The 22,315-nt window shown below is 67.6% G+C and carries 18 protein-coding genes; 6 read left to right on the top strand and 12 right to left on the bottom strand.

What is annotated here, in order from left to right:
- Positions 1 to 31: 31 nt before the first annotated feature.
- Positions 32 to 232: a hypothetical protein gene (locus tag EV138_RS08045; RefSeq protein WP_133977770.1), complete on the top strand. Its 201-nt coding sequence runs from the start codon at positions 32 to 34 to the stop codon at positions 230 to 232.
- Between the two features lie 170 nt (positions 233 to 402).
- Here EV138_RS08045 and EV138_RS08040 read toward each other — a convergent pair whose 3' ends face one another.
- On the bottom strand, positions 403 to 780 hold the full coding sequence (locus EV138_RS08040; protein WP_238158005.1) for an ester cyclase: 378 nt from the start codon (positions 778 to 780) through the stop codon (positions 403 to 405).
- 131 nt (positions 781 to 911) lie between these two features.
- Here EV138_RS08040 and EV138_RS08035 point away from each other — a divergent pair, with 131 nt between their 5' ends.
- Positions 912 to 3,197 carry a carbohydrate-binding protein gene (locus EV138_RS08035; RefSeq protein ID WP_202866669.1) on the top strand — a complete coding sequence of 762 codons (2,286 nt, stop codon included), beginning with the start codon at positions 912 to 914 and terminating at the stop codon, positions 3,195 to 3,197.
- Here EV138_RS08035 and EV138_RS08030 read toward each other — a convergent pair.
- Together EV138_RS08030 and EV138_RS08025 are read right to left on the bottom strand one after the other, a co-directional pair.
- Positions 3,194 to 3,847 carry a response regulator transcription factor gene (locus tag EV138_RS08030; RefSeq protein WP_133977769.1) on the bottom strand — a complete coding sequence of 218 codons (654 nt, stop codon included), beginning with the start codon at positions 3,845 to 3,847 and terminating at the stop codon, positions 3,194 to 3,196. The two genes, EV138_RS08035 and EV138_RS08030, sit on opposite strands and share 4 nt — an antisense overlap.
- On the bottom strand, positions 3,844 to 5,124 hold the full coding sequence (locus EV138_RS08025; protein ID WP_133977768.1) for a sensor histidine kinase: 1,281 nt from the start codon (positions 5,122 to 5,124) through the stop codon (positions 3,844 to 3,846). Before EV138_RS08025 ends, EV138_RS08030 begins: the two co-directional genes overlap by 4 nt.
- 134 nt (positions 5,125 to 5,258) lie before the next feature.
- On the opposite strand from EV138_RS08025, the gene EV138_RS08020 reads away from it, so the two are divergent.
- Entirely contained in the window at positions 5,259 to 6,878 is a 1,620-nt protein-coding gene (locus EV138_RS08020) for an alpha-L-fucosidase (protein ID WP_166678527.1), read from the top strand.
- 3 nt (positions 6,879 to 6,881) lie between these two features.
- Here the strand turns inward: EV138_RS08020 and EV138_RS08015 are convergent, their stop codons facing one another.
- From EV138_RS08015 to EV138_RS07990, 6 genes are all read right to left on the bottom strand, one after another.
- Positions 6,882 to 8,303, bottom strand: coding sequence for a DUF4832 domain-containing protein (locus EV138_RS08015; RefSeq protein ID WP_133977766.1), 1,422 nt, complete (start codon positions 8,301 to 8,303; stop codon positions 6,882 to 6,884).
- 15 nt (positions 8,304 to 8,318) lie between these two features.
- Positions 8,319 to 10,067 (bottom strand): DUF4832 domain-containing protein, encoded by a 1,749-nt coding sequence (locus tag EV138_RS08010; protein WP_133977765.1) that lies wholly within the window; start codon positions 10,065 to 10,067, stop codon positions 8,319 to 8,321.
- Positions 10,068 to 10,097: 30 nt separating this feature from the next.
- The gene (locus EV138_RS08005) at positions 10,098 to 10,907 is read right to left on the bottom strand and encodes a carbohydrate ABC transporter permease (RefSeq protein ID WP_133977764.1); all 810 of its coding nucleotides are present in this window, start codon (positions 10,905 to 10,907) and stop codon (positions 10,098 to 10,100) included.
- A complete protein-coding gene (locus EV138_RS08000; RefSeq protein WP_238158004.1) occupies positions 10,900 to 11,871 on the bottom strand; it encodes a carbohydrate ABC transporter permease in 972 nt (323 codons plus the stop codon). Before EV138_RS08000 ends, EV138_RS08005 begins: the two co-directional genes overlap by 8 nt.
- A gap of 1 nt (position 11,872) precedes the next feature.
- Positions 11,873 to 13,123, bottom strand: coding sequence for an ABC transporter substrate-binding protein (locus tag EV138_RS07995; protein ID WP_133977763.1), 1,251 nt, complete (start codon positions 13,121 to 13,123; stop codon positions 11,873 to 11,875).
- Positions 13,124 to 13,206: 83 nt separating this feature from the next.
- A complete protein-coding gene (locus EV138_RS07990) occupies positions 13,207 to 14,388 on the bottom strand; it encodes an ROK family transcriptional regulator (protein WP_133977762.1) in 1,182 nt (393 codons plus the stop codon).
- Positions 14,389 to 14,463: 75 nt separating this feature from the next.
- Here EV138_RS07990 and EV138_RS07985 point away from each other — a divergent pair, with 75 nt between their 5' ends.
- Positions 14,464 to 15,699, top strand: coding sequence for a Gfo/Idh/MocA family protein (locus EV138_RS07985; protein ID WP_133977761.1), 1,236 nt, complete (start codon positions 14,464 to 14,466; stop codon positions 15,697 to 15,699).
- Here the strand turns inward: EV138_RS07985 and EV138_RS07980 are convergent.
- Positions 15,696 to 16,892 carry a serine hydrolase domain-containing protein gene (locus tag EV138_RS07980; protein ID WP_133977760.1) on the bottom strand — a complete coding sequence of 399 codons (1,197 nt, stop codon included), beginning with the start codon at positions 16,890 to 16,892 and terminating at the stop codon, positions 15,696 to 15,698. The two genes, EV138_RS07985 and EV138_RS07980, sit on opposite strands and share 4 nt — an antisense overlap.
- Before the next feature lie 141 nt (positions 16,893 to 17,033).
- Here EV138_RS07980 and EV138_RS07975 point away from each other — a divergent pair, with 141 nt between their 5' ends.
- Positions 17,034 to 17,462 (top strand): hypothetical protein, encoded by a 429-nt coding sequence (locus tag EV138_RS07975; protein WP_133977759.1) that lies wholly within the window; start codon positions 17,034 to 17,036, stop codon positions 17,460 to 17,462.
- A 3-nt stretch (positions 17,463 to 17,465) separates the two neighbouring features.
- On the opposite strand, the gene EV138_RS07970 is transcribed toward EV138_RS07975, so the two are convergent.
- The gene (locus EV138_RS07970) at positions 17,466 to 20,696 is read right to left on the bottom strand and encodes a TIM-barrel domain-containing protein (RefSeq protein WP_133977758.1); all 3,231 of its coding nucleotides are present in this window, start codon (positions 20,694 to 20,696) and stop codon (positions 17,466 to 17,468) included.
- A 219-nt stretch (positions 20,697 to 20,915) separates the two neighbouring features.
- On the opposite strand from EV138_RS07970, the gene EV138_RS07965 reads away from it, so the two are divergent.
- Positions 20,916 to 21,671, top strand: a complete 756-nt coding sequence (locus EV138_RS07965) for a lysozyme family protein (protein WP_202866668.1) — start codon at positions 20,916 to 20,918, stop codon at positions 21,669 to 21,671.
- Here the strand turns inward: EV138_RS07965 and EV138_RS07960 are convergent.
- Positions 21,661 to 22,251, bottom strand: coding sequence for a helix-turn-helix domain-containing protein (locus EV138_RS07960; protein WP_133977756.1), 591 nt, complete (start codon positions 22,249 to 22,251; stop codon positions 21,661 to 21,663). The two genes, EV138_RS07965 and EV138_RS07960, sit on opposite strands and share 11 nt — an antisense overlap.
- Positions 22,252 to 22,315 lie beyond the last annotated feature (64 nt).

Here is a 22,315-nt window from a genome sequence, read left to right as displayed (position 1 = left end):
GTCAGCGAGCAATACCTTAGGAGGTACTGCGATGAGTTCGACGAATCCGATGCCGCCTGTCCCGCCGGTGGTTCCGGTGCCTGACCCGGACAATCCGGATCCCGGCAACCCCGACACCGCCACCCCGGACATCGGCATCAGGCCGGGGGACGACAGCCCGTTGCAGCAGCCGGTGCCCGAGCCCGAGCCTGATCCGGACGAGGACCCCAACGAGCAGCTACCGCGCGACTGAGCATGTCCACCACGGCCGAGCCGAACCCGATCGAACCCCTCGGCACGCCCGGGGAACCGGCGCCGACCGGTCCGGATCCGGTGCACCCACTGGGCACACCGGATCCGGACGAGCTACCGGAACTCGACGACGAACCAGTGCCCGGCGACGAGCCAGCGTCTGAGGGCGGGTCAGGCGTCGTCTAGCTGGTTCAGCACCGACGTGTCCGCCTTGACCCAGACACCCCGGACTTCGGCGATCTTGCCGTCGTCGAGGTGGTAGACGGCGAACTCCTGGGTCTCGAGTTTCCGGCCGTCCCGCAGTACGCCCGTGTCGTTGAACCGGGCGGCCAGCCGATCGCCGTCCACGAGCAGCTCGAGCACCTGCCAGCGATAGTCCACGAACGGCGCGACCATCGCGCGCAGCCCGGCGGCGTACTGATCGAGCCCGGCAGGTTCGTCGTTGATCCGCACGTCCTGATGGACGAACTCATCCAGTTCGTCGAACCGGTGGGCGTTGCAGCGCTCCATGTACCGGCGATAGAAGTCTTCCGCCGTCTCGTGGTCCACGACCTCTCCTCCCTTTGCCGGACAAGTACCCAAAGCCACCGCGGTCAGATAGTTCAAGCCATAGATAAAGAGGTGAACTATGTCTAGGCTGTCGGCCGCAAGCGCTTTCCCCGCGCCTTGAAGGAGGCATCGTGAGGCGATCCATCTCCGCGGCGGTTCTCGTCGCCGCCGCGGCAGGCAGTGTGCTCGCGGCGACCGCAGGCCTGCCCGCGACAGCCGGCCGGCCAGTCGCAGCCAGGCCCGAGCCATCAGTCAGCCGACCAGATCACAGCCCGGATCACGTCCCGAGCCACAGCCCAGATCACGGGGCTGTCGTCACCGGTACGTATTTCAGCGGCGCTGCACAGGCCTGGCAGCCGCTGCCGGCCACCCGGATGGGACGAGACGAGGGCGGCGCTGGTGACGCCGACGTCGTCATCGACCCGAGCACGCTCCGCCAGCGCTACTCGGGCATCGGCTTCTCGCTCGACGAGACCAGTGTCTCCAACCTCTGGAAGCTGACCCCGGCCGAGCGCGACCGCGCGATCAAGCTCCTCGTCGACCCCAGGACCGGCGCCGGCTTCGACCGCTTCCGGCTGACCATCGGCAGCCCCGACCTGATCGAGCACCTGCCGTTCTGGTCGTACGACGAACTTCCGCCGGGCGTCACCGAGGACTTCGGCCTGAAGTACTTCTCGATCAAGCGCGATCTCGACGCGCACATCGTCGACACGGTCAAGCTGATCCAGCGCTACAACCCCCGGGCGACCTTCTTCGCCTCGGCCTGGAGTGCACCGGCCTGGATGAAGACCAACAACAAGTTCACCGGCGAGGTCGCGCTGAAGCCCGGCAGCACCACGTCGTACTACCAGGTCGGCAAGTTGCGCGACGACGCCATCGACGTGTTCGCCCGGTACTACGTGAAGTACGTGCAGGCGTACGCGAAGCACGGGATCAAGGTCGACGCCCTCACCCTGCTGAACGAGCCTGGCATCGACGTGGTCTACCCCGCGATGGACATCAGCGTCGAGCAGCAGCAGAAGCTGGCGGTCGCGATCAAGCGCGAGGTCAAGCGGGCGGGCCTGCCCACGGAGCTCTACGTGCACGACTTCAACTTCTGGGATTGGCGCGACCCGAACAGCACCGAGACCAAGAACTACTACCGGATCCTCAACGACCCGAAGGCCGCCAAGGCCGCGGACGCGATCGCGTTCCACCCGTACTGGGGCGACCCGACCGTGATGCGCGACGCGTACGAGCAGACCGGCAAGCCGGTGCACATGACCGAGACCAGCGACCTGAACCCGGCCACGATCCTGAACTACTTCCGGCTGGACGCCTCGTCGTACGTCATGTGGGCGCAGACCACCGATCAGGACGGCGGCACCTTGCACTGGACTCCTGCGCGGGACAACAACATCGACTGGGAAGAGGTCGGCCGCACCACCAAGTGGCCGAACCGGTTGGTGAAGGTCGACACCACCACGAAGACGTTCAGTGTCCGCGACGAGTTGTACGCGATGGGCCAGTTCGCCAAGTACCTCACGCCGGACGACGTACGGGTTGAATCCAGCGCGACCACGAACGGGATCGCCAACGTCGTCTACAAGGACCGCGGCAACCATTTCGTCGCGATCCTCGGCAACAGCACCGCGACCCCGAAGACCGTGCGGGTTCTCCTCGCCGGAAAATCGTTCAGCATAACGGTTCCCGCGAACTCGTACGCCACCTACCGCTGGCAGGGCGACGTCCCCTCGGCGCACGGAAACCACGCTCCCGTACTGCGTGCCGTAGCTGATGTCGGCGCCGACCAGTACGCCACCACCCAGGTGCAACTGTCGGCGACCGACCGCGATCGCGACCGCCTCGCGTACTACGCGACCGACCTCCCGGACGGCGTCAGCCTCGATGCCACCACCGGCCTGGTGACGCTTCACCCGACGACGGCCGGAGAGCTGAGCCTGAAGTTCCGGGTCACCGATGGAGCGGCGCACGACGAGGTGACCGTGCATGTCACGGTCCGGCCGCACGGTACGCCGGTCGGCGAGAAGATCGAGGCGGAGTCGTACGTCGCCCAGCACGGCTGGACCGACGGCGGCGCGAACTTCATCGAGAGCAACGCGGCGGCCAGTGGTGGCAAGAACGTCGGCTGGACGGCGGCCGGCAACTGGTTGCAGTACCGGGTGGACGTCGCCCAGGCCGGTACCTACGACCTGGAGTTCCGGGTCGCGAACGGTACGGGCGCCGTCGCCACCGATGCGATCTCGCTGCGGGACGCCTCGGGCGCGGTACTGGCCAAGGTGTCGGTACCGGACACGGGCGGCTGGGCGGCGTACCAGTCGATCCACACGCAGGTGACGCTGCCCGCGGGCGAGCAGGTGGTCACGTTGTTCTGCGAGACCGGCGGGTTCAATGTCGACTATCTGAAGCTGAGCTAAACCAGCCTGGCGTCGTGGGCCAGGATGGCGAGTTGCACTCGGTTGTTCAGGTCGAGTTTGCTTAACGCACGCGTCAGATGGGTCTTGACGGTGGCGATGCCGAGATCGAGCTCGTCGGCGATCTCGGCATTGCTCTTGCCCTGGGCAACGGCCAGCGCGACGTCGCGCTCCCGGCCGGTCAGCACGCCCAAGGTCGTGACGGCCGCTTCCCGGCGGCCGTCACGATCGGTCGAGCTCACGTAGTCCATCAGCTGACGCGTCGATCGCGCCGACAACACCGACTCGTCGGCAGCGACCCGCAGTACGGCGTCGACGATCTCGGTGGGGGCAGCGTCCTTGAGCAGGTAGCCGGACGCACCCGCCCGCAACGCGCTGAGCAGATACTCGTCGGAGCCGAAGGTGGTCAACATGATCACGGCCGGTGGATCCGTACGCCGACGGATCGCCGCGGTGGCCGCAACGCCGTCCAGTACCGGCATCCCGATATCCATCAGCACGACGTCCGGCTGAAGATCCCGTACTGCGTCGACCGCTTCCCGCCCGTCACCGGCTTGGCCCACCAACTCCAGTTCCGGTACGCCGCCCAGCATCGCTGCCAGTCCGGCACGCACCAGCGGATCGTCGTCGACCAGCAACAGACGAACTGTCATCGTGCGTCCTTCGGCCAGGGGAGCCAGGCGGCCAGGCGGAAATCGCCGGTCCGCGTCTCGCCGTGCTCGATCCGGCCGCCCACCAGCGAAGCCCGCTCACCGAGTCCGATCAAACCGACTTGAGACCCCGCCCCACCCGAGCCTCCGTAGCCACCCGAGCCACCCGAGCCAGCCGAGCCATCGGAGTCACCCGAGCCGCGCGGGACGCGGGATCCGGGCGGGGTGAGCGGATTGATGATCTCGAGGGTGAGGCCGTCGCCGGGTTTTCCGTCTATCGCGACCCGCACCGGTTGGCCCGGAGCGTGTTTGCGGGCGTTGGTGAGGCCCTCCTGGGCGATGCGGTAGGCATGCCGGCCGACGGACTCCGGGACCGTGGCGAGGTCGATGCCGATGGCAACTTCCACGGCCAGGCCTGCCGAGCGGCAGTCGGCGACCAGGTCGTCGAACTCGGCGATACCTCGGTGGGGGCCGTCGACGGTGTGGTGGGAACGGAGTACGCCGACGATGTCCCGGAGGTCGCTGACGGCGTCGCGGGCACTGCTGCGGATGACGCCGGCTATCCGGGAGAGCTCATCGGGAGGAAGGTCCGGGCGGAACTCGACGGCGCCGGCGTGCACCGAGAGCAGTGACAGGCGGTGGCCGAGCGCGTCGTGCATCTCGCGGGCGATCCGCTCCCGTTCCTGCCTCCGGCCCTGCTCGACCCGCAACCTCTGCTCGGCCTCCGCGCGGACCGCTCGCTCGGTGAGTGACGCCATCAGTTCGCGCCGGGTCCGGACGACCATGCCCCAGGCGGTCAGACCCAGACAACCCAGCGCGGTGATGCCGACTGCGACCCAGTACGACGCCGACCCGGCCGGCGGATAGATCCAGAACTGAACGATGCCGGAGGCAACACCTGCTCCGCAGAGCGCCAGGCTGACGTCCGAGCTGCGATGGACGGCCGCGCTGAACAGCGCCAGCACGCTCGGACCACCGACCGGTGGGAAGAACACCGACAGCACGATCAGGGCGACGGCCAGACCGACCGGCCACCGGCGCCGCAGGGCCAGCGACAACGCCGATCCGATCCAGGTCGTGACGATCAGCCAACCCGGCGGGTCGAACCTGGCCGTACTCGCGACGTCGCCGAGTCCGAGCGCCCCGAGCAGGAATCCGACCCCGACGAATGCGACGTCCACGACGCGATCCCGTGGGGTCGGCCGGTCGTACCCGGGCGCGGCCCGCGAGCCGGGCGTGATCAACGCGGCAAGAATCCCCGCTTCCGACTGGCTGGCCACCCTCCCCAGGCTAACGGGTGGTCCGCGCCGGGGGCGCCCGGCGACACCGCGGCGGCATCTCGGGTCAACCTTTAGTTGTTTCGTCGATGCTCTCGGAGGACTCGCGGGGCGGGTGGAGGGGCGAGGGTGAGAGCATGTCGACCGAATCGAGCCAGAGTCAGCAGCCCCCGAAGAAGAAGCGGCACCGGATTCGCCGGGTGTTCGGCGGACTCGTCGTCCTGGTCCTCGTGCTGGGCCTGGTCTTTCTCGCCGGGACGAAGATCTGGTCCTGGCAGGACGGCCGCAAGGCGGAGATGACGACCTCCGGCCCCTACACCGCGGACCTGAAGTCGTTGACCAAGCACCCGCTGCCGAAGTGGTTCCAGGACGCCAAGTTCGGCGTGATGATCCACTGGGGCCTGTACTCCGTGCCGGGCTACGCGCCGACCGGGACGACCTTCAACAAGCTGCTGGAGACGCAGTACGACCGCGCCATGACGCGCAACCCGTACGCCGAGGACTACGCGAACGCGATGAAGGACCCGACGTCGCCGACCGCGAAGTTCCACCGGGAGCGCTACGGCGACGCGCCCTACGAGGACTTCGCCAAGACCTTCGCGGCCGGCCTCGCCAACTGGAACCCGGACCAATGGGCCGCGCAGTTCAAGGCAGCCGGTGCCTCGTACGTCGTGGTGACGGCCAAGTACGCCGATGGGTACTCGATGTGGCCCACCGCAGTACGGAATCCGCATGCGCCTGACTTCCACTCCCAGCGGGACCTGATGGGGGAGTTGGCCACCGCGGTACGCAAGCAAGGGCTGAAGTTCGGGATGTACTACTCCGGCGGAGTCGACTGGACTTTCCAGCAGAAGGTCGTGCAGACCCTCGGCGACTACTCCTACCTGCACTACGGCGAGGACTATCGCCGGTACGTGATCGACCAGGTGCACGAGCTGATCGACCGGTACAAGCCGGACATTCTCTGGAACGACATCTCCTGGCCGACCGGCTCGAAGCGGCTCTACTCGCTCATCGCGGACTACTACAACACCGTCCCCGAGGGAGTCGTCGACGACCGCTGGCGGACGGCGTCGTTCGGTAGCCAGGTGATGAGCCCGAAGCCGATGCGCTGGGGATTCGATACCTTGATGAAACCGTTGTTCAAGCTCCCTGATGTTGCCGACGGCATCAGTACGCCAGGGGACGTGCCGCACAGCGACTTCCGGACCCCGGAGTACACCGACTTCGACAGCATCCAGACCAAGTTCTGGCAGCAGGACCGCGGGATCGGCGGCTCGTTCGGCTACAACCGGGCGGAGACCGAGGCCGACTACGCCAAGACGCCCGAGCTGATCGCTTCGCTGGCCAAGGCGGCGGCGAACAATGGTGCCTTCCTGCTCAACGTCGGCCCGAGCGGCGGAGAGGGCGAGATCGTCCCGGCGCAGCTCAGTCGCCTCACCGGAGTCGGCTCCTGGCTGCGCACCAACCGCGAGGCGATGGACGGCACCCGCCCGTGGACCAGGTCCGCGACGACAACGGTCGCCGGCGACAAGGTCGTCTTCACGGCCAAAGGCACCGACCTGTACGTCGTTGTCCTCGGCAACCCGAAGGGCGACGTCGTTCTCAACGACGTCTCCTTGACCGGCAAGGCGACCAGGCTCAGAGACAACACTGCCGTCCAGTTGACCACCGGCGGCGGCAAGACGATACTGAAGGCCGCCGCCGATGGTCGCTATGGTCCCGTCTTCCGGATCACAGACGGGGCCGGTCATTAGGGCCTACCTGACCGTCACGACCTGACCGAGATCGTTGTAGCCGGTCGCGGGCTGCCAGGTGCCGACATTGGCGAAGTGGATCGAGTAGGCCGGGTTGCCCTGCAACCGCGGCGACGCGTCGGCGACGTTGAGCAGCAGGCGGTACTGGCCCGGTACGGCGGGCGCGTTCACCTGTTGCGTGAGCGTGGTCGTCGTACCGGATGCCCAGCGGCGCGGATCGACGGGGAGCGTCACCTTGAAGGTGTGCTTGGCGCTCTGGAAGATCAGTTGGACCTTGCGCGGGTTGTACGGCGCAGCCCAGCCGCTGTTGCGGATGTCGAGGCTGACCGTCATCTTGCCGTGCGGGCGGGTGCTGTCGGTGAACGTCCCCTTCACCAGTTCGAAGCGGTAGCCGAGTTGCTTCTTCGCGGTGGTGATGTTGTCGCCCCAGGTGTTCAGCACGTCCTGGTTGTAGTCGGTGTTGAGGAAGGAGAAGTGCAGCCTCGCCATCTCCTCGGACGCGGACGGCCAGTCCGACCGGGGCGAGTTCACGGCGCAGGTCTCGCCGCCTTCCGGCAGGTAATTGGTGTCCTGGGCAACGAAGTCCTTGTCGAGTTCGAGCGGGTCGCTGAGGTAGGTGCCGAAGTCGTCCGGGCTGGCCAGGAAGCAGTCGTTGTGATGCCCGATCCGCGCCACCGGCCACCCGTCGTACGCGTGCTCGGCGTCGAGTCCACCCGTGGCCCCGGTCGGGAGGCCGTACATGCGCTGTTTCATGTACGGCGTGCGCACCTGGATCATCCGGTCGCGGGGGAGCGCGCGGAGAAGCGCGTCGGTGACGGCCTTGCGATCGGCCCAGTTCTGGTCGGTGACGATGCTCGGGTCGGCCGGGTCGGAGAAGTGGTCGGTGTAGTAGCCCTCGCCCCACAACCCGATGAAGCCCTGCTGGACGAGCTCGATGGCATCGGCGTTCTCGCGCAGGATCGGCGTCAGCTGCGCGATGTGCTTGAGCACCCGGGCTACCGGCGCATCGCCGTACGGCGTGGGCGGTGGCCACCCCTCGCCGGGCAGGGCGTAGGCGAAGCGCACGATCGTCTTCACCCCGGCCGCACGGGCGGTCCTGAAGTCGGCCCGGACCTTGTCCAGGTAGGCCTTGTCGAGGACGTCCTGGCTCGCGAACTTCTCCAGGTAGAACACCCGCAGGATCTGGGTGATGTTCTCCTGGGTCCGGAAGTCACGCAGTGTGGTCAGGTCGAGCGGCACGTAGCCGCTGCCGTCCGCGTAGTAGTGCGTCTCCGTGTGGTGGTAGAAACCACGCTCCGGATTGGCGATCACGTCACTCGACGTTGTATAGGTCAGAGTGGTCTTCGATCCGTTGCTGCTGGCAACAGCAGCCTGAGTCGGCAGGACCAGCCCGAGCAGGGCGATACCCGCGAATAGCCGTTTCACAGTGGTCTCCTTGAATCAGCTGACGGTGATGGTGCGGAGGAGCGAGTTCATGCCGGTCGCCGGCTCCCAGGTGGACTGGTTGGCGAAGCGCACGGAGTACTCGGGGCGGCTGGACAGTTGCGGGTCGGGCAGGTTGAGAAGCAGGGCATAGCTGCCCGTCGGAAGGCCTGCGGGAATGGTGAGGGTCTGCGAGATGGTGGTCGTCGAACCGGCCGTCCACCGGCGCGGGTCGGTGTTGAGCGCCAGTCGCTGCACGGCTCCGGTCGACGTGTTCCGCAGTACTAGCTCGGCGCTGCGCGGGTTGTATGGCGTGGTGAAGCCGTCGTTGTGCAGGTTGATCGTCACGGGAAGGCTGCCACCTCGCGTGGCGGTGGTCGGGAATGTGCCGTTCTGCAGGGTGAAGCGATAGCCGAGTCGTTTGGTGATGTCGGCGAGGCAGCCCCCGGTGCTCCACGAGTTGAGGACGTTGGGTTCGTAGTCGGTGTTCAGGTAGGACCAGTGGAACTGCGCGAGTTCGGTCAGCGCGGTGGGACAGCTCGACCGTGGTGGGTTCGTGCCGCAGGTCTCGCCGCCCATCGGCACGTACGTCGTGTCGGACTGCAGGTAGGGATACTCGACCGAGGTGTTCTCGTAGGTGCCGAAGTCGTCCGCGCTGGCCAGGAAGCAGTCGTTGTGGTGACCGACCCTGGAGAGGGCCGATCCGTTGTAGGCCTGACCGGACGCGACCGGGCTGGTCGAGTACAGCGTCCGCTTGAGCTTCGGCGTACGGAGCTGGATCATCCGGTCCGACGGCAGCACGCTGAGGACCTTGTCGGTGACGGCCTTGCGGTTGGCCCAGTCGGTCGCGCTGATCACGCCGGCGTTGCCGAAGTTCTGGGTGTAGTACCACTCGCCCCAGGCACCGATGAAGCCTGCCTGCATGACGGCGATGACGTCCTTGTTGCTGCTCAGGTAGGGCGCCAGTTGGTCGAGGTGCGACTGCACCCGGGACAAGGACGCGTCGTCACCGCTGGTCGAAGTGGTGTAGGCGAACCGCAGTACGACCTTGAGGCCGGCTGCCCGGACGGTCGCGAGCTGCTGCTGGAGGTGATCCAGTGCCGACTGTGCGATCGCCGAGTTCTTGTACTCGGCAAGGTAGAAGATGCACATCACCAGCGAGATGCCCTGGCTGGTGCGGTAGCTCTGCAGAGTGGCGAGCGAGAAGTCGGTCTTGTCGCAGTCTCCGGTGTGGTGGTAGAGCCCGCGCTCGGGGTTGGCGAAGTTGTCGGTCGCCGGCGTGTAGGTCACCTGAGTCCCTGACCCGCCACCGCCGCTGTAGACGTGGGTGTACTTGGTGGAGGTCTCCAGCGGACTCTCCACCTGGAAGATCAGATCGGCATCATCGGGTGAAGCGGTCTCGCCGATGTCGGCGCGCGCCACCGTCCACCGAGCCACCCCGCCGGTGCCGGAGTAGGTCACTGTTTTGACCAGCGTCCAGCTCCAGCCGCCGCCGTTGTGGTGGTAGAGGTTGTTGTTCTCCAGCAGGTAGTCGGCGCCGATGCCGCCCTGCGCGAAGCCGGTTGCGGCGTTGCGATCCGTGTCGATGTAGGTCCGCGCGTACTGCGGTGCGCCGGTGAAGGTGAACTGGTACGTGACGGTGGTGGCGTCATTGGTTGCCGAGAGCCCGCTGATGGTCGCGTAGGCGGGCGAGACGACGGCGAAGGCTGTGGCCAGGCTGCCGACGACGAGGCCGGCCAGCAGTTTCAGTGGGCGGAGAGATTTCATGGCGGTGTCCTCCTGGGGCGGTGGAAGGGGTCAGCCTTTGATGCCTGAGGTGGCGATTCCTTGGATGAACTGGCGTTGCAGGACGGTGAAGACGGCGATGATCGGCAGGGAGGCGAGCAGCGATCCGGCCATCAGGACGGGGTAGTCGGTCTGGAACTGTCCCTGCAAGGAGGCGAGTCCGGCGGACAGCGTCATCTTGCCGGGATCGGTGTTCACCACCAGCGGCCAGAACAGGTCGTTCCAGGACCAGAGCAGGACCAGCAGAGCGAGTGCGACCAGTCCGGGACGGGCCAGTGGCAGCACGATCGACCAGTAGATGCGCACCGGCCCGGCGCCGTCGATCGCGGCGGCCTCCTCGAGTTCCTTGGGCAGGCCGAGGAAGAACTGCCGGAGCAGGAAGACGCCGAACGCGCTGAACAGGCCCGGAACCACCAACGCCTGCAGGGAATTGAGCCAGCCGAGCGACGAGATGATCTGGTACTGCGGAATGATGAACAACTGCGGCGGCACCATCAGGACCGAGAGCAGGATCCCGAACAGCACGTTGCGGCCGGGGAACCGCAGCCGGGCGAAAGCGTAGGCCGCCATCGAGCAGAACAGCACCTGCCCGATCGTCCGCAACCCCGCCATCAGCACGGTGTTGAGGAACTGGTGGCCGAACGGCAGGACGTCGAAGACCTTGCCGTAGTTGTCCCACCGGCCCTCCGGCAGCAGTGACGGTGGGACCTTCGTTGCGTTGCTCAACGACTTGAGCGAGGTGACGATCTGCCAGCCGAAAGGCGCCACCATCGCCAGTGCCGCGGCGATCAGGATGGTGTGCACTCCGAGGTTCTTACGCATAGTGCACCCACCTCTTCTGGAACCGGAACTGCACGGCCGTGAGAACGACGATGACGAGCAGCAGCATCATCACGATCGCCGCCGCGTAGCCACGGTCGTTGGTGACGAAGGCCCGGTCGTAGAACAACTGGACGACGGTCTCCAGACGCGGGAACGCGGGATTCGCCCGCGCGCCGGCGCCGGAGCCCGCCATCACGTAGACCAGGTCGAACAGTTGCAGCGAACCGATCACCGAGACGACCGAGACGAAGAAGGCCGTCGGCGAAAGGAGCGGCAGGGTGACGCTGATGAACTGGCGGAACGGACCGGCGCCGTCGATGGCGGCTGCTTCGTAGTACTCCTTGGGGATCGCCTGCAGGCCGGCCAGGAAGATGATCAGGTTGTAGCCGACACTGCTCCAGACGCCGACGACGACCAGTGCGTACAGGGCGGTCGCGGGATCGGCGACCCAGTTGGGTCCGTCGATCCCGATCAGGGACAGCAGGTAGTTGGTCAGCCCGTAGTCGCCGTTGTAGAGCCACCGCCACACCATCGCGATCGCCACCGGCATCGTGACGACGGGAAGGAAGAACAGTGTGCGGTAGAACCCCACGAACCGCATGCCCTTGCGGTTGAGCAGGACGGCGAAGCCGATCGCCAGCGGGATGCTGAGCAGACCGAGGCCGGTGTAGGTCAAGGTGTTCACCAGCGCCCGGCCGACCTCGGGATCACTGCTCAGGCGCCGGTAGTTGTCGAGACCGGTCCACGTGTGGCCGCCGAACGCACCCCACTCGGTGAGCGAGAAGTAGGCCGTCTGCAGGACCGGCCAGAGGTAGAAGACCGCTATCCCGAGCCCCGTGGGAGCGATGAACGCGTACCCCCACAGGGCCTCCTTCAGCCGGCCCCGCCGTCTCTGCTGACCGGCGGCGGCCGTCGGCGCCCTGGCCGGCAGGGTGTCTCGCTGAGGAGTCGTCGTCACCGTCATGTCATTCCTTGGCGAGCATGGCGTCCATGGCTTGCGCCAGCTCGGTGGCGGCCTTGTCGGTCGGGACCTCACCGGTCCACGCCTTGGTGAGGTAGGTGAGCTCGGCCTCGTTCCACGCCGCGGTGTTCTTCGACACCGGGAACGGCACCGCGTAACTCACCGAGTCGAGGAAGGTCTGGAGTTTGAGCTCGGGGTGCGCCTTGACCCACGCGGTCTGCGTGCCGTCGTACGCGGGGATCGGGCCCTTCTGGCCAAGGATCTCCGCGGCCTGCCGGGAGCCGAGGAAGCGGACGAACTCCCAGGCCTGATCGGGGTGTGCGGTCTTGGTCGAGACGACGTTCGCCACCCCGTGGATGACGGTGGCCTGCTTCTCGCCGCGGGGGAGCGGCGCGACGTCGACCTTGCCCTTGGTGTAGCTGTTCGCGGTGAACTCGGAGACGTTCCACGAACCGCCCCAGTACATCGCGATCTTGCCGGCCTCGAAGAGCTGGATCGGGGTGGTGTCGGTCATCGTCTTCAGATCGGGCGAGGACTTCTGCTCGATCAGGTCGGTCCAGAACTTCAGGCCGGCAATGGTCTTCGGGTCGCCGTACCCCGACTTCTTGCCGTCCGGCGAGATCACGTAGCCGCCGGCCTGCGCGATCGTGTCGTACTGGTACTCCTGGAAGCTGCCCAACTGGGCGGCGGTGCCGTAGACGCCCTTGGCCGGGTCGCTGAGTTTCGCCGCGGTCTCGGTGAAGTCCGCCCAGGTCCAGTCGTCCTTGGGATACGGGAGCTTCTTCGCGTCGAAGAGCACTTTGTTGTACCAGACCGCGACGGTGTCCATGTCCTTCGGCAGCCCGTACGGCTTGCCCTCGAAGGTGTACAGGTCGGTCAGGGGCTTGGGATAGACCGACAGGTCAGCGTCGCCCGGCATCGGCGCGATCACCTTGTTCGAGGCGTAGAGCTGGAAGTTCGGACCGTTCATCCAGAACACGTCCGGCGCTGCGCCACCGGTCACGGCGGCCTTGAGCTTGGTCCAGTAGTCGGCCCACGGCGTCAGCTGGACCTGGACGGTGATGTTCGGGTGGGTCTTGGTGAACTCGCCGGCCAGCGTCTCCATCACCGGCTTCTGGTTGGCGTCCCAGACGCCGTACGACAGCGTGACTTTCGCGTTCGGGTCGGTGGCGGCTGCCTTGCCGTCACCGCCGCCCGAACAGGCCGACACGGCCAGCAACGTCGCGAGCGCAACCGCGCCCAGCCTCTTCGACATCCACATCCTGGTCCTCCAGACACATCCCGGTGATTGGATTAATCATGGAGTCCAGGGAAATTATGTCAAGGGGTCGGCGCCGATCACCTCTCGCCGGCCGAACCGGAGGCCCGTCGCCCGGAGGCGCCCGCGATGCCGGCCGGCGAGAGCTCCGTGCCGTCGTACAGGCGGGACTCGACCTGTTCGAGTGCGAGCCGGACGGCGCCGAGCGCCACCCCTTCGTCGCCGAAGGTCGAGACCCTGATCTCGGGTGTCCGCAGGCACCAGCGATCCAGCTCGGCGCGCAGCGGCTGGAGGACGAGATCCGCCGACCGGGAGAAGCCACCGCCGATCACCAACAACTCCGGATCGAGGGTGAGGATGAGCGCCGAGACGCCGATCGCGATGTCGCGGGTGTAGCGCCGGACCGCGCGGACGGCCGCGCGATCGCCGTTGCGGGCGGCCAGGAAGACGTCCTCGAACTCGTCCTTGCCGCCGGCCCAGGCGCGCAACTGGTCGGGAGCCTTGAGCCAGCCGATCGCCGGCAGGGCGCCGATCTCACCGGCGGCGTTGCCGAAGCCCCGATGCAGCTTGCCGTCGATGATCAGGCCGGTACCGGTCCGTACGCCGGCCAGCAGGAACACCACGTCCTTCGCGTGCCGGGCCACGCCACGCCACGATTCGGCCAGTGCGGCCACTTTGCTGTCGTTCTCCACGCGAGCGGGCGCTCCGACCAGCTTGCGGAGATGGGCCGCGAGGTCGACGCCGGTCCACTCGGCCAGCGAGTCGGACAGCATCACCTTTCCGGTTCCGTCGACCAGGCCGGTGGTGGCAACGCCGGTCGACCAGATCTGCCCGGCGGTCACGTCGGCGCCGGTGAGTGCCGCGGCCACGCAGGTGTCCAGCGCGGCGAGGCGTTCCTTGCGGCCGAGCTGGGGCGTCACTGCGACACTGGTGGAGTGCTGGACCTCACCGTCGAGATCGGTGACCAGAGCCCGGATCGAGTGCCCGCCGATGTCGACGCCGAGCACTCGCCCCGCATCGGCGCGGAACCGGTAGCGCCGGGCGGGCCGGCCGACGGTCCCGGCGGTCGGCTCGGCCTCGGCCACCCAGCCGCGCTCGATCAGCTCCCGGGCGACGTCCTCGGTGGAGGCCCTGGACAGGCCGGTTCGCTTGGCCAGCTCGGTCAGTGTCAGCGGTTTGTCGTCGCGCAGCGCGCGCAGGACCGCCTGTGCGTTGAGCTGCCGCAGCCTCGACAGGTCGCCGCCGCTCGGCTCCTCGGTCATCGTCCCGCCCCTTGAGGTTCGTCGTCTTTGATGTCAATAATGATGGACTCCTTAATAACTCGGGGAAAGGATTCCATGACAACCGTGACTCTAGCCCTGGTCGGCGGCGGCCTGCGGGGCCAGCTCTACGCTCGCGGCGCGGTCGGCTCCGGGGCGGCCCGGGTGACCGCGATCGCCGAGCCGGATCCGGGTCGCCGATCGGCGCTCGGCACCGAGTTCGGCGTACCGCCCGAGCGTCTGTACGCCGACTGGGCCGAGCTCGCGGACGCCGGACGGCTGGCCGATGCGGCGATCATCGCGACGCAGGACCAGTTGCATCGGGCTCCCGCCGTGCGGTTGGCGGATCTCGGCTATCACCTGCTGCTGGAGAAGCCGATGGCGACGACCGAGCAGGATGCCGCCGCGATCGCGACCGCTGCGGAACGCAACGGGATCATCCTGGCGGTGTGCCATGTGCTGAGATACACGCCGTACACGCGGATGGTGAAGGAATTGCTCGGGTCCGGCCGGATCGGCCGGCTGGTGAACGTGCAGCACCTGGAACCGGTCGGCTGGTGGCATCAGGCGCATTCGTTCGTCCGCGGCCACTGGCGGCGAGCGGACACCTCGGCGCCGATGCTGCTCACCAAGGCCTGCCACGATCTCGACTGGCTGGTGCACCTGTTCGGCGCCGCGCCGGCGCGGGTCAGTTCGTTCGGTAGCCTCACCCATTTCCGGGCGTCCGAGCGACCGGCCGGGGCCGCGGCCCGATGCCTCGACTGTCCGCTGGAGCCGACCTGCCCGTATTCGGCCAAGCGTCTCTATCTCGACTGCCTGGCTGAGCCTGATCAGCATTTCTGGCCGCTCGGCGCGGTGACGGACGAGCGTACGGAAGCCGGCGTACTGGAGGCGCTCCGGACCGGGCCGTACGGCAGATGCGTGTATGCCTGTGACAACGACGTCGTCGACCATCAGGTGGTGAACCTGGAGTTCGCCGACGGCGCCACCTGCTCGTTCACGATGAGCGCGTTCACGCCGATGGAGCATCGCCGGACCAGACTCCTCGGTACGCACGGCTTCCTGGACGGCGACGGCAGCACGATCCGGCTGGTCGACTTCCGGACCGGCGCGGAAGAGCTCCTCGCCGTACCGGAAGCCGATGGCGACGGTCACGGTGGCGGCGACCAGGAACTCACGGCCACCTTCTTGCGAGCGGTCGCGTCAGACGATCCGGCCCTGCTGCCCACCGACGCTGTCACCAGCCTTGCGACGCACCGGGTCGTCTGGGCCGCCGAAGAGGCCCGGACGACCGGCACTGTCGTTTCTCTTTAGCTGCAAAGCGCGGTGTCGAGAGAGTGCGCGACTCGCTTGGCGTCGTCGATGGTGGTGGGCATGGCGGTGACCGCGATGGCCGCCTCACGGCCGTCAGTGGTGACGGCGTTGCGGGTCTCGAAGCCGAAGATGTCGCCACCGTGGGTCCAGGCGGTGCCCCCGCAGGACAGCTTGAGCTGGGCGATACCGAGGCCGTACCGCGAACCGCCGACGACGTCGAAGTCGGGTGCGTCCACGGTCGTCAGCATCTCCTTGAGTTGCGCGGGTTTCAGCAGCTTGCCGTCGATGAGAGCGGTGAAGAAGCGGTTCAGGTCCGCGGGGGTGCTGATCATCTGACCCGCGGACCAGCCGAGGGACGGATCGAGTTCGGTGACGTCGGCTTCCTTGCCGTCGGGCGTGGTCTTGTAGTAGCCGTGCGGGTGCGGACCGAGGATGCGCTGGTCGCCCAAGGCGGGCCAGTAGGTGTCGCGCAGTCCCGCACGATTGATCACCCGGCGGGTGATCTCCTCGCCGATCGGGCGGCCGGTGACCTTCTGGGCGATCAGGCCGGCCAGGATGTAGTTGGTGTTGCTGTACTCCCAGCCCTTACCGGGCGGGAAGGAAGCCTTCCTGCGCAGCGCGACGTCGACCATCTCGCGCGGTTCCCAGTAGGTGTGCTGCAGCGGCAGGAAGTCGACCAGGATGTCGTCGTAGTCCGGGATCCCGCTGGTGTGCTGCAGCACCTGCCGGACGGTGATCCGACGACCGTCGATGCCGTTGCCCCGGACCATGCCCGGAAGATACTTCTCGATCGGGGTGTCGAGGCCGATCTTTCCTTCGCCCACCAACTGCAGGACGACGGTCGAGGTGAACGGCTTGGTGTTGCTGCCGATCCGGACCCGGCCGTCGGGCGCGATCCGCGCACCCGTCGTACGGTCCGCGACGCCTGCCGTGTAGGTGCGGACGTGGCCGGATCGATCCCGGACGGTGGCGATGGCGCCGGGAAAACTGTTGCCCTGGACAAGTTTGTCCAAACTGCCCTGGACGGCGCTGTGCGGACGGCTGGTCGCGGCTTCGGCCTCTGGTGCGGCCGAGGTGAGGTTCGCCGCACCGGCAAGACCGGTGAGCGCCGCGACCGCGGTCACGGCCACCGCGAACCGCTTGCCGGACAGGCGGATGCGGTGCTTGAGATCTGGGCGGGAGGGCTCGGTCATGACTGCTCCTTGAGGGACGTTGTGGTTGGTCCCAACGCTAGGAACGGAGCGGTCGCCGAACCATCCAGCTGCCGGGCGGATCGGGCTACAGCAGGCTCTACCTTTGCCGGGCCGGATCGGGGGCTTGTACTGTGAGTCGCCGTGACCGAACTGCGCGATCCGCGACCAGCGCCACGGGTTCCTGCCTGGCTTGCTCTCCTCGTCCTGGTCGCGGCCTTGGTGGCCGCGGCGACGCTCGACGAGAGCGCGGCGTCGACTGCCGCGGCCGTGGTCGCCGTGGTGGCGGGCTGGCTGGCGGTCGCCGGGATGGCGCGGCGCTGGACGATCGGCCCGTGGGGCGCGGTGGCGGCAGGCGCGGCGGTAGCCGGGATCTTGCTGTTGCGCGATCCCGGCTACCGGCTCCCCGGCGTACTGCTGCTCGTCGTCGGCCTCGTCGGCCTTCCCATCCTGCTCGCGATCGCCCGGGTCAAGCGGTACGCCGACAGGATCCCCGAGCCCGGCCGGACCACCGACGGTTCGGAGCTGCTCGGCGGCGGTAACGTCGAGCCGGGCTCGGGTCCCTTCGACTGAGTCTCAGAACGAGATCCGGTGGGTGGAGCTGACCTGCACGGTGAGGCTCCGGGTGGTCGCGTCCCAGGACCAGTTGCGGCTGCCGCTGACCTTGGCGGGTGCCGTCGGTACGCCGAGGAACTTGACCGTCCACTCCCGTGCGCTCACCTGACCTGGGAACCGGCCTTGTGAGGGGCCGATGGTCAGCGTGTGCCTGCCATGATTCTCCGTGTAGGTGAGCCCGGTCCTCGTGCTCTGCGACTTGTTCGTCGTCGAGCCGTTGTCCTCGTAGAGCGTGAACGTTCCGTTGGCGCCGGTGGCAACGGTTGCCGTTGCCTTGGTCAACGGGTTCTGTCCGTCGTTCGCCACGTTCGCGGTGCGCGTCGTCATGATGCCGCCGGCCCGGAGGAACACCGGCATGGTGTCGAGGCCGGTCGTGATCTGCTGGGTCGTTCCACCGGCGTACGTCTTGCCGGTGAAGTAGTCCGTCCACTGGCCGGGCGGGAACCAGACGGTGGTGGTCGCCTGCGTCCCCGGCGTCGTCACCGGAGCGACCAGGAGATCGGGCCCGTAGAAGTACTCGCTGCCGGCGGCCGTGTACGCCGTCGGTTCCTCCGGATACTCCAGGTACGTCGGCCGGACCACCGGTACGCCGGTCGTCGCCGCCTGCTGGGCGAGCGTGTAGGTGTAAGGCACCAGATTCTCGCGCAGGTTGAGGAATCGGGTCGCCGACTGCGCCGCCGCAGTACCGTACTGCCAGGGGAGCCGGTCGCTGTGATTGCTGTGCAACCGGTCGATCGGCTGGAACGTGCCGAGCTGGACCCAGCGCGCGTACATGTCGTCGGGCAGCTTGGCCGTACGGCGCTGTTGCCCGCCGGACGTGTAGATCTCGCTGCCGGGCAGGCCGGTGGTGTCGTTGTGGCCGCCGATGTCGTGGCTGATCGCGGACATGCCGGTCGCCGCGGATTCGGCCGGCGTCACGCCGACCTCCATCGCCAGCGTGCCCCACGTCGACGAGGTGTCACCGGTGAAGTGCAAGGTGCTCCGCTTGTCCGCCCACGGACCGGTCGCCAGACCGATCGGGCCGCCGTAACCACCGGCCTGCAAGGACCCGTAGGCCCGGGAGATGACGAACCCGCGGCCGATCGCGGGCGCGGCGAGATCGGCGTACTGCTGGTTGATCCAGGCGTCCGGCGTGACGCCGGGCAGGCTGGAGCGAGAGCTGTCGCAACACCAGTCGAGCCACCAGAAGTCGTTGCCCTGTCGCATCATCTCGCGGTGCAGGTCGAGGTAGGCCTTGAGCTGGTCGGGGTCGCTCCAGTCGAAGACGTAGCAGTCCGTGCCGCAGCCGGATTTGGTCAGCTTCCCCTTCGCGGTGGCCTGTGCCTGGGCGAACTGTGGGTCGGAGCCCATGATGCTCGGGTGGACGTTGAGGTTGTTGTGCAGCCCCTGTGACTTCGACCAGGCGAAGAACCCGGCCGGATCGGGGAACTTCGTCCGGTCGAACTGCCAGCCGTTCCAGGTGTCCGGTGCCTTGAAGTCGGTGTCGGTGACGAGCACGTCCAGCGGTACGCCGTTGGCGCGGAACCGCGGCAGGATGGTGTCGCGGTAGTCGGCGGCGGTGCGATCGAAGTACTCGGAGTACCAGACGCCGTACGCCCACCGGGGGAGCAGTTGCGGTGGTCCGGTCAGCGTTGCCAGATCGCCGAGGCCCGCCTTGTAGTCATGGCCGAATGCGAAGACGTAGCCGTCCTGGTACGGGCTCGCGCCGTGCGCCGGTCGCTGCGTTGTCCTGCGACTCCCGGTGTCGTAGAGCGCCGAGGTCGTGTCGTCGAGGAGGTACCAGCCGTCTCGATGGAGGAGTCCCTCGGTGGTGGAGGGCGTGCCGTTGTCGCCGTTCACACCGTCCAGCCCGCGACGGTATCCGCCGAGGGCGAGGTGCGGCTGCGGAGCCGGTACGCCGATGGTGGTGACCGCGAGCGTGTCGAGGTTCACGTGGCAACTCGTCGTACCAGGGCAGCCGAGGACGACCTCGTTCGTGCCCGCCTTGAGGTCGACGGGGACCGAGGTGGTGCTCCAGGTGTCCCAGTCGGTGGTCGCGGGGAACGACGCCGTACGGGTCACGCCGGCTGCCGTGACGGCGGCGGTCCGGGTCTCGTGCTTGCCGTCGCCCCCGGTGCCGTTGGCGTAGCGGAGGGAGAGTTGATAGGTGCCGTCCGCGGGAACGCCGACGATGCGCTGGGTGAGGCTCGACCCGTCGTTGAGTTCGTCGATGAAGCCGCGTCCCGCGTACGCCGGGTGGTCGCTCGCCAGCTTGGCCGAGCCACCGGGCAGCCCGGCCTCTGCCTCGCAGCTGACCCCGAACGCGCAGTCGCCGTACGCGCGTGCGCTCGCAGGCGGATAGCCGGAGCCGGCCTTGAGTATCGCGAAGCTGTCGACGTTGACGTTCCCGGAGTCGGCGGCGGACCGGCTGAGTCGTACGACGTGATGCCCGGCACCGAGCGTGATCGGAGCCGACGCGAGCGCCCACGAATCCCAGCCGTCGGTCGGCGCGAAGGTCAGCGTGGTCGGCGCGCCGCCGTCGACGGACAGACTGAGCGTCCGTACTTCGTGTTTGCCGTCGCCGCCGGTGCCATTGGCATACCGCGTGGTCAGCGTGTAGGTGCCTGCCGTGGTGGCGCTCACGTCTGCCGAGGCTTGTGCGCCGGTCGTTTCGAACCCGGCGAGGAATCCGCCGCCGGTGTAGCCGTTGTGGTCGGTCGCGGTACCGAGGCCGTCGGCGGTGAGGTCTTCGGCTTCACAGAGCGCGCCGACCGGGCAGGTCAGGCGATGCCAGGGCGCGGCGGCGACCGCGGCGGTCCCGGCGGTTCCGGCGGTTCCGGCGTTGAGGTTGAGGCTGAGGTTGCCGGCGTCGAACGGGCCGGAGCCGAGCCGGTACGTCAGGGTTGTCGCCCGCGTCCGGATGGTCAGGACGCCGCCGGAGATCGATGAGGTGAAGGGCGTTGCAGGGAAGGCGTTGCGGCCGACGGCGTTGAAGGTCGAAGCGTCTTGGAACTGGCCGTCACCGGCGTACTCCGTCCGGATCAGCGTCGGGGAGAGCACCTGGAACCGGGCGTTGCCGGCGACGATCGTCCGGCTGTCCGCGGTGGCGGTGGCGGATGAGGCGGGCAGGGCGACTGTGCTCGCGGCGATCGCGCAGGCGGCGAGGGCGAGGGCGCAGAGCCGGCGGAAGGTGGTCGCTGTTCTCGTCCGCACGATGGAACTCCGTTCCTGGAGGAGGAAATTTACAGCGTTGTAAATCTGTCGCAGCGGAATGTGACCACACCTGAGCGGAGCGTGTCCAGAGGTCGTCGCCCCTGTTCGCCGATTGGTGGCTCGGATGTGTCACCTGAGCCGGTCGGGGCAGGTTGCCGGGCCGGGCGTGGAGTGCTCGGTATCGTTGGTGGTCCGGTGCCGGGTCGATGAGAGGTGTGGGTGAGTAAGGGCTGGTGGTGGGTGGCGATCGGGGCCGTTGTGGTCGCGGCGTGGGCTGCCCGCGGGGACGATTCACCGAAGACGCCGTCCACTCCCACGGCTGCCGCTACGCCGAGCGCCGCGTCGAAGCCGAGTGCCACACCGAAGCCTGGTGCGACATCGAAGCCGGGTGGCACGGTGAAGCCTGGTGGCACGGTGAAGCCGGGTGGTTCGTCCGAGCCGACGGTCACGCCGGAGCCGAGTGGTGAGGCTTCCGGGGACTGGTTCGTGAACTACGATCCGGCGCACTTCGCCGTCCAGGTTCGTGGGTCGGCGGCTCGGGCCGGAGTGAGCGCTCAGTTGCTGATGGCGATCCTCTACAACGAGGACTACAAGCCGCACGACCCGGAGCTCGAACGCTCGTGGCAGCACTTCAAGCCGGACGCGGCGTTCGGGATCGCCAACATGCACCGAGCCGCCTTCGAGGAGGTCAGGCGCGGCCGTTCCTTCGCCGGCCGGCGCTGGGACGAGTTGCCCGATCATCCGGACCTCGCGATCGAGGCGGCTGCCTGGCACCTGCACGACCTCGCGGCCCGGCTGCCTCGTCGTACCGGCGGGAAGTTCGGCCGGGACGAATTGCTTGCCCTCGGCTACAACACCGGCGCGCGGAACATGCGGGCCTTCGCGGCCGGCGCGAAGCCGGGCGCGCAGGCCCAGTCCTACCTCGACGAACTGCACGAGAACTGGACGAAGGCCGGGGACGCCGTCAGGAGTTGACCCTCACCGGCGCTGGGGCGAGATGGGCGCGCTCGCCTTGCGCTCCGAACAAGGTGAGCAGTTCGGCCGGCTGGTTTCCGGCACTGCTGATCGCGTGCGGCAGCCGGGTGTCGAACTCGGCCGCCTCACCGGCGTCGAGGAGCAGATCCTGGTCGCCGAGGATGAGGCGAACCTGCCCGTTGAGGACGTAGAACCACTCGTACCCTTCGTGGGTCTGGAGCTTGATCGAGCGCTTCCGGTTCGCGGGCGGATAGATCACCTTGTAGGCCTGGATTCCACCCGGCCGCCTGGTCAGTGGCACCACGGTCAGCCCGAATCGCCGGACGGGCCGCAGATGGATGCGGGGATCACCGGTCAAGGGGGCTTGGACGAGGTCGTCCAGCGGTACGGCGTGCGCGCGGGCCAGCGGTAGCAGTTGTTCCAGCGTGGGGCGGAGTTTCCCGGTCTCGAGCCGGGACAACGTGCTCGCCGTCAGACCCGTCTCGGCGGCCAGGTCGGCCAGCGTGACCCCTCGCGCCCGGCGCAGGGCTCGCAGCCGTGGTCCTACGCCGGCAAGAACGTCTTCCTCGGTGGTTGCCATGCTTCCCATGATTGCGGATCCGCAATTTTCCTTGCAAGGTCGCTCGCCCGCACTGCACGCTGGC

This window comes from Kribbella voronezhensis (assembly GCF_004365175.1).
Taxonomy (GTDB): Bacteria; Actinomycetota; Actinomycetes; order Propionibacteriales; family Kribbellaceae; genus Kribbella; species Kribbella voronezhensis.
The sequence above is the reverse complement of the archived record's forward strand: the minus strand, read 5'-3'. Positions and strand labels throughout refer to the sequence as shown.

Excerpts from the sequence above, each read along its gene's own strand:
- EV138_RS07985 (WP_133977761.1), top strand. The coding sequence starts at position 14,464 with ATGACAACCGTGACTCTAGCCCTGGTCGGCGGCGGCCTGCGGGGCCAG.
- EV138_RS08045 (WP_133977770.1), top strand. The coding sequence starts at position 32 with ATGAGTTCGACGAATCCGATGCCGCCTGTCCCGCCGGTGGTTCCGGTG.
- EV138_RS08010 (WP_133977765.1), bottom strand. The coding sequence starts at position 10,067 with ATGAAATCTCTCCGCCCACTGAAACTGCTGGCCGGCCTCGTCGTCGGC.
- EV138_RS07960 (WP_133977756.1), bottom strand. The coding sequence starts at position 22,251 with ATGGCAACCACCGAGGAAGACGTTCTTGCCGGCGTAGGACCACGGCTG.
- EV138_RS07990 (WP_133977762.1), bottom strand. The coding sequence starts at position 14,388 with ATGACCGAGGAGCCGAGCGGCGGCGACCTGTCGAGGCTGCGGCAGCTC.
- EV138_RS08030 (WP_133977769.1), bottom strand. The coding sequence starts at position 3,847 with ATGACAGTTCGTCTGTTGCTGGTCGACGACGATCCGCTGGTGCGTGCC.
- EV138_RS07995 (WP_133977763.1), bottom strand. The coding sequence starts at position 13,123 with ATGTCGAAGAGGCTGGGCGCGGTTGCGCTCGCGACGTTGCTGGCCGTG.
- EV138_RS08000 (WP_238158004.1), bottom strand. The coding sequence starts at position 11,871 with ATGACGGTGACGACGACTCCTCAGCGAGACACCCTGCCGGCCAGGGCG.
- EV138_RS07980 (WP_133977760.1), bottom strand. The coding sequence starts at position 16,892 with ATGACCGAGCCCTCCCGCCCAGATCTCAAGCACCGCATCCGCCTGTCC.
- EV138_RS08005 (WP_133977764.1), bottom strand. The coding sequence starts at position 10,907 with ATGCGTAAGAACCTCGGAGTGCACACCATCCTGATCGCCGCGGCACTG.
- EV138_RS08020 (WP_166678527.1), top strand. The coding sequence starts at position 5,259 with ATGTCGACCGAATCGAGCCAGAGTCAGCAGCCCCCGAAGAAGAAGCGG.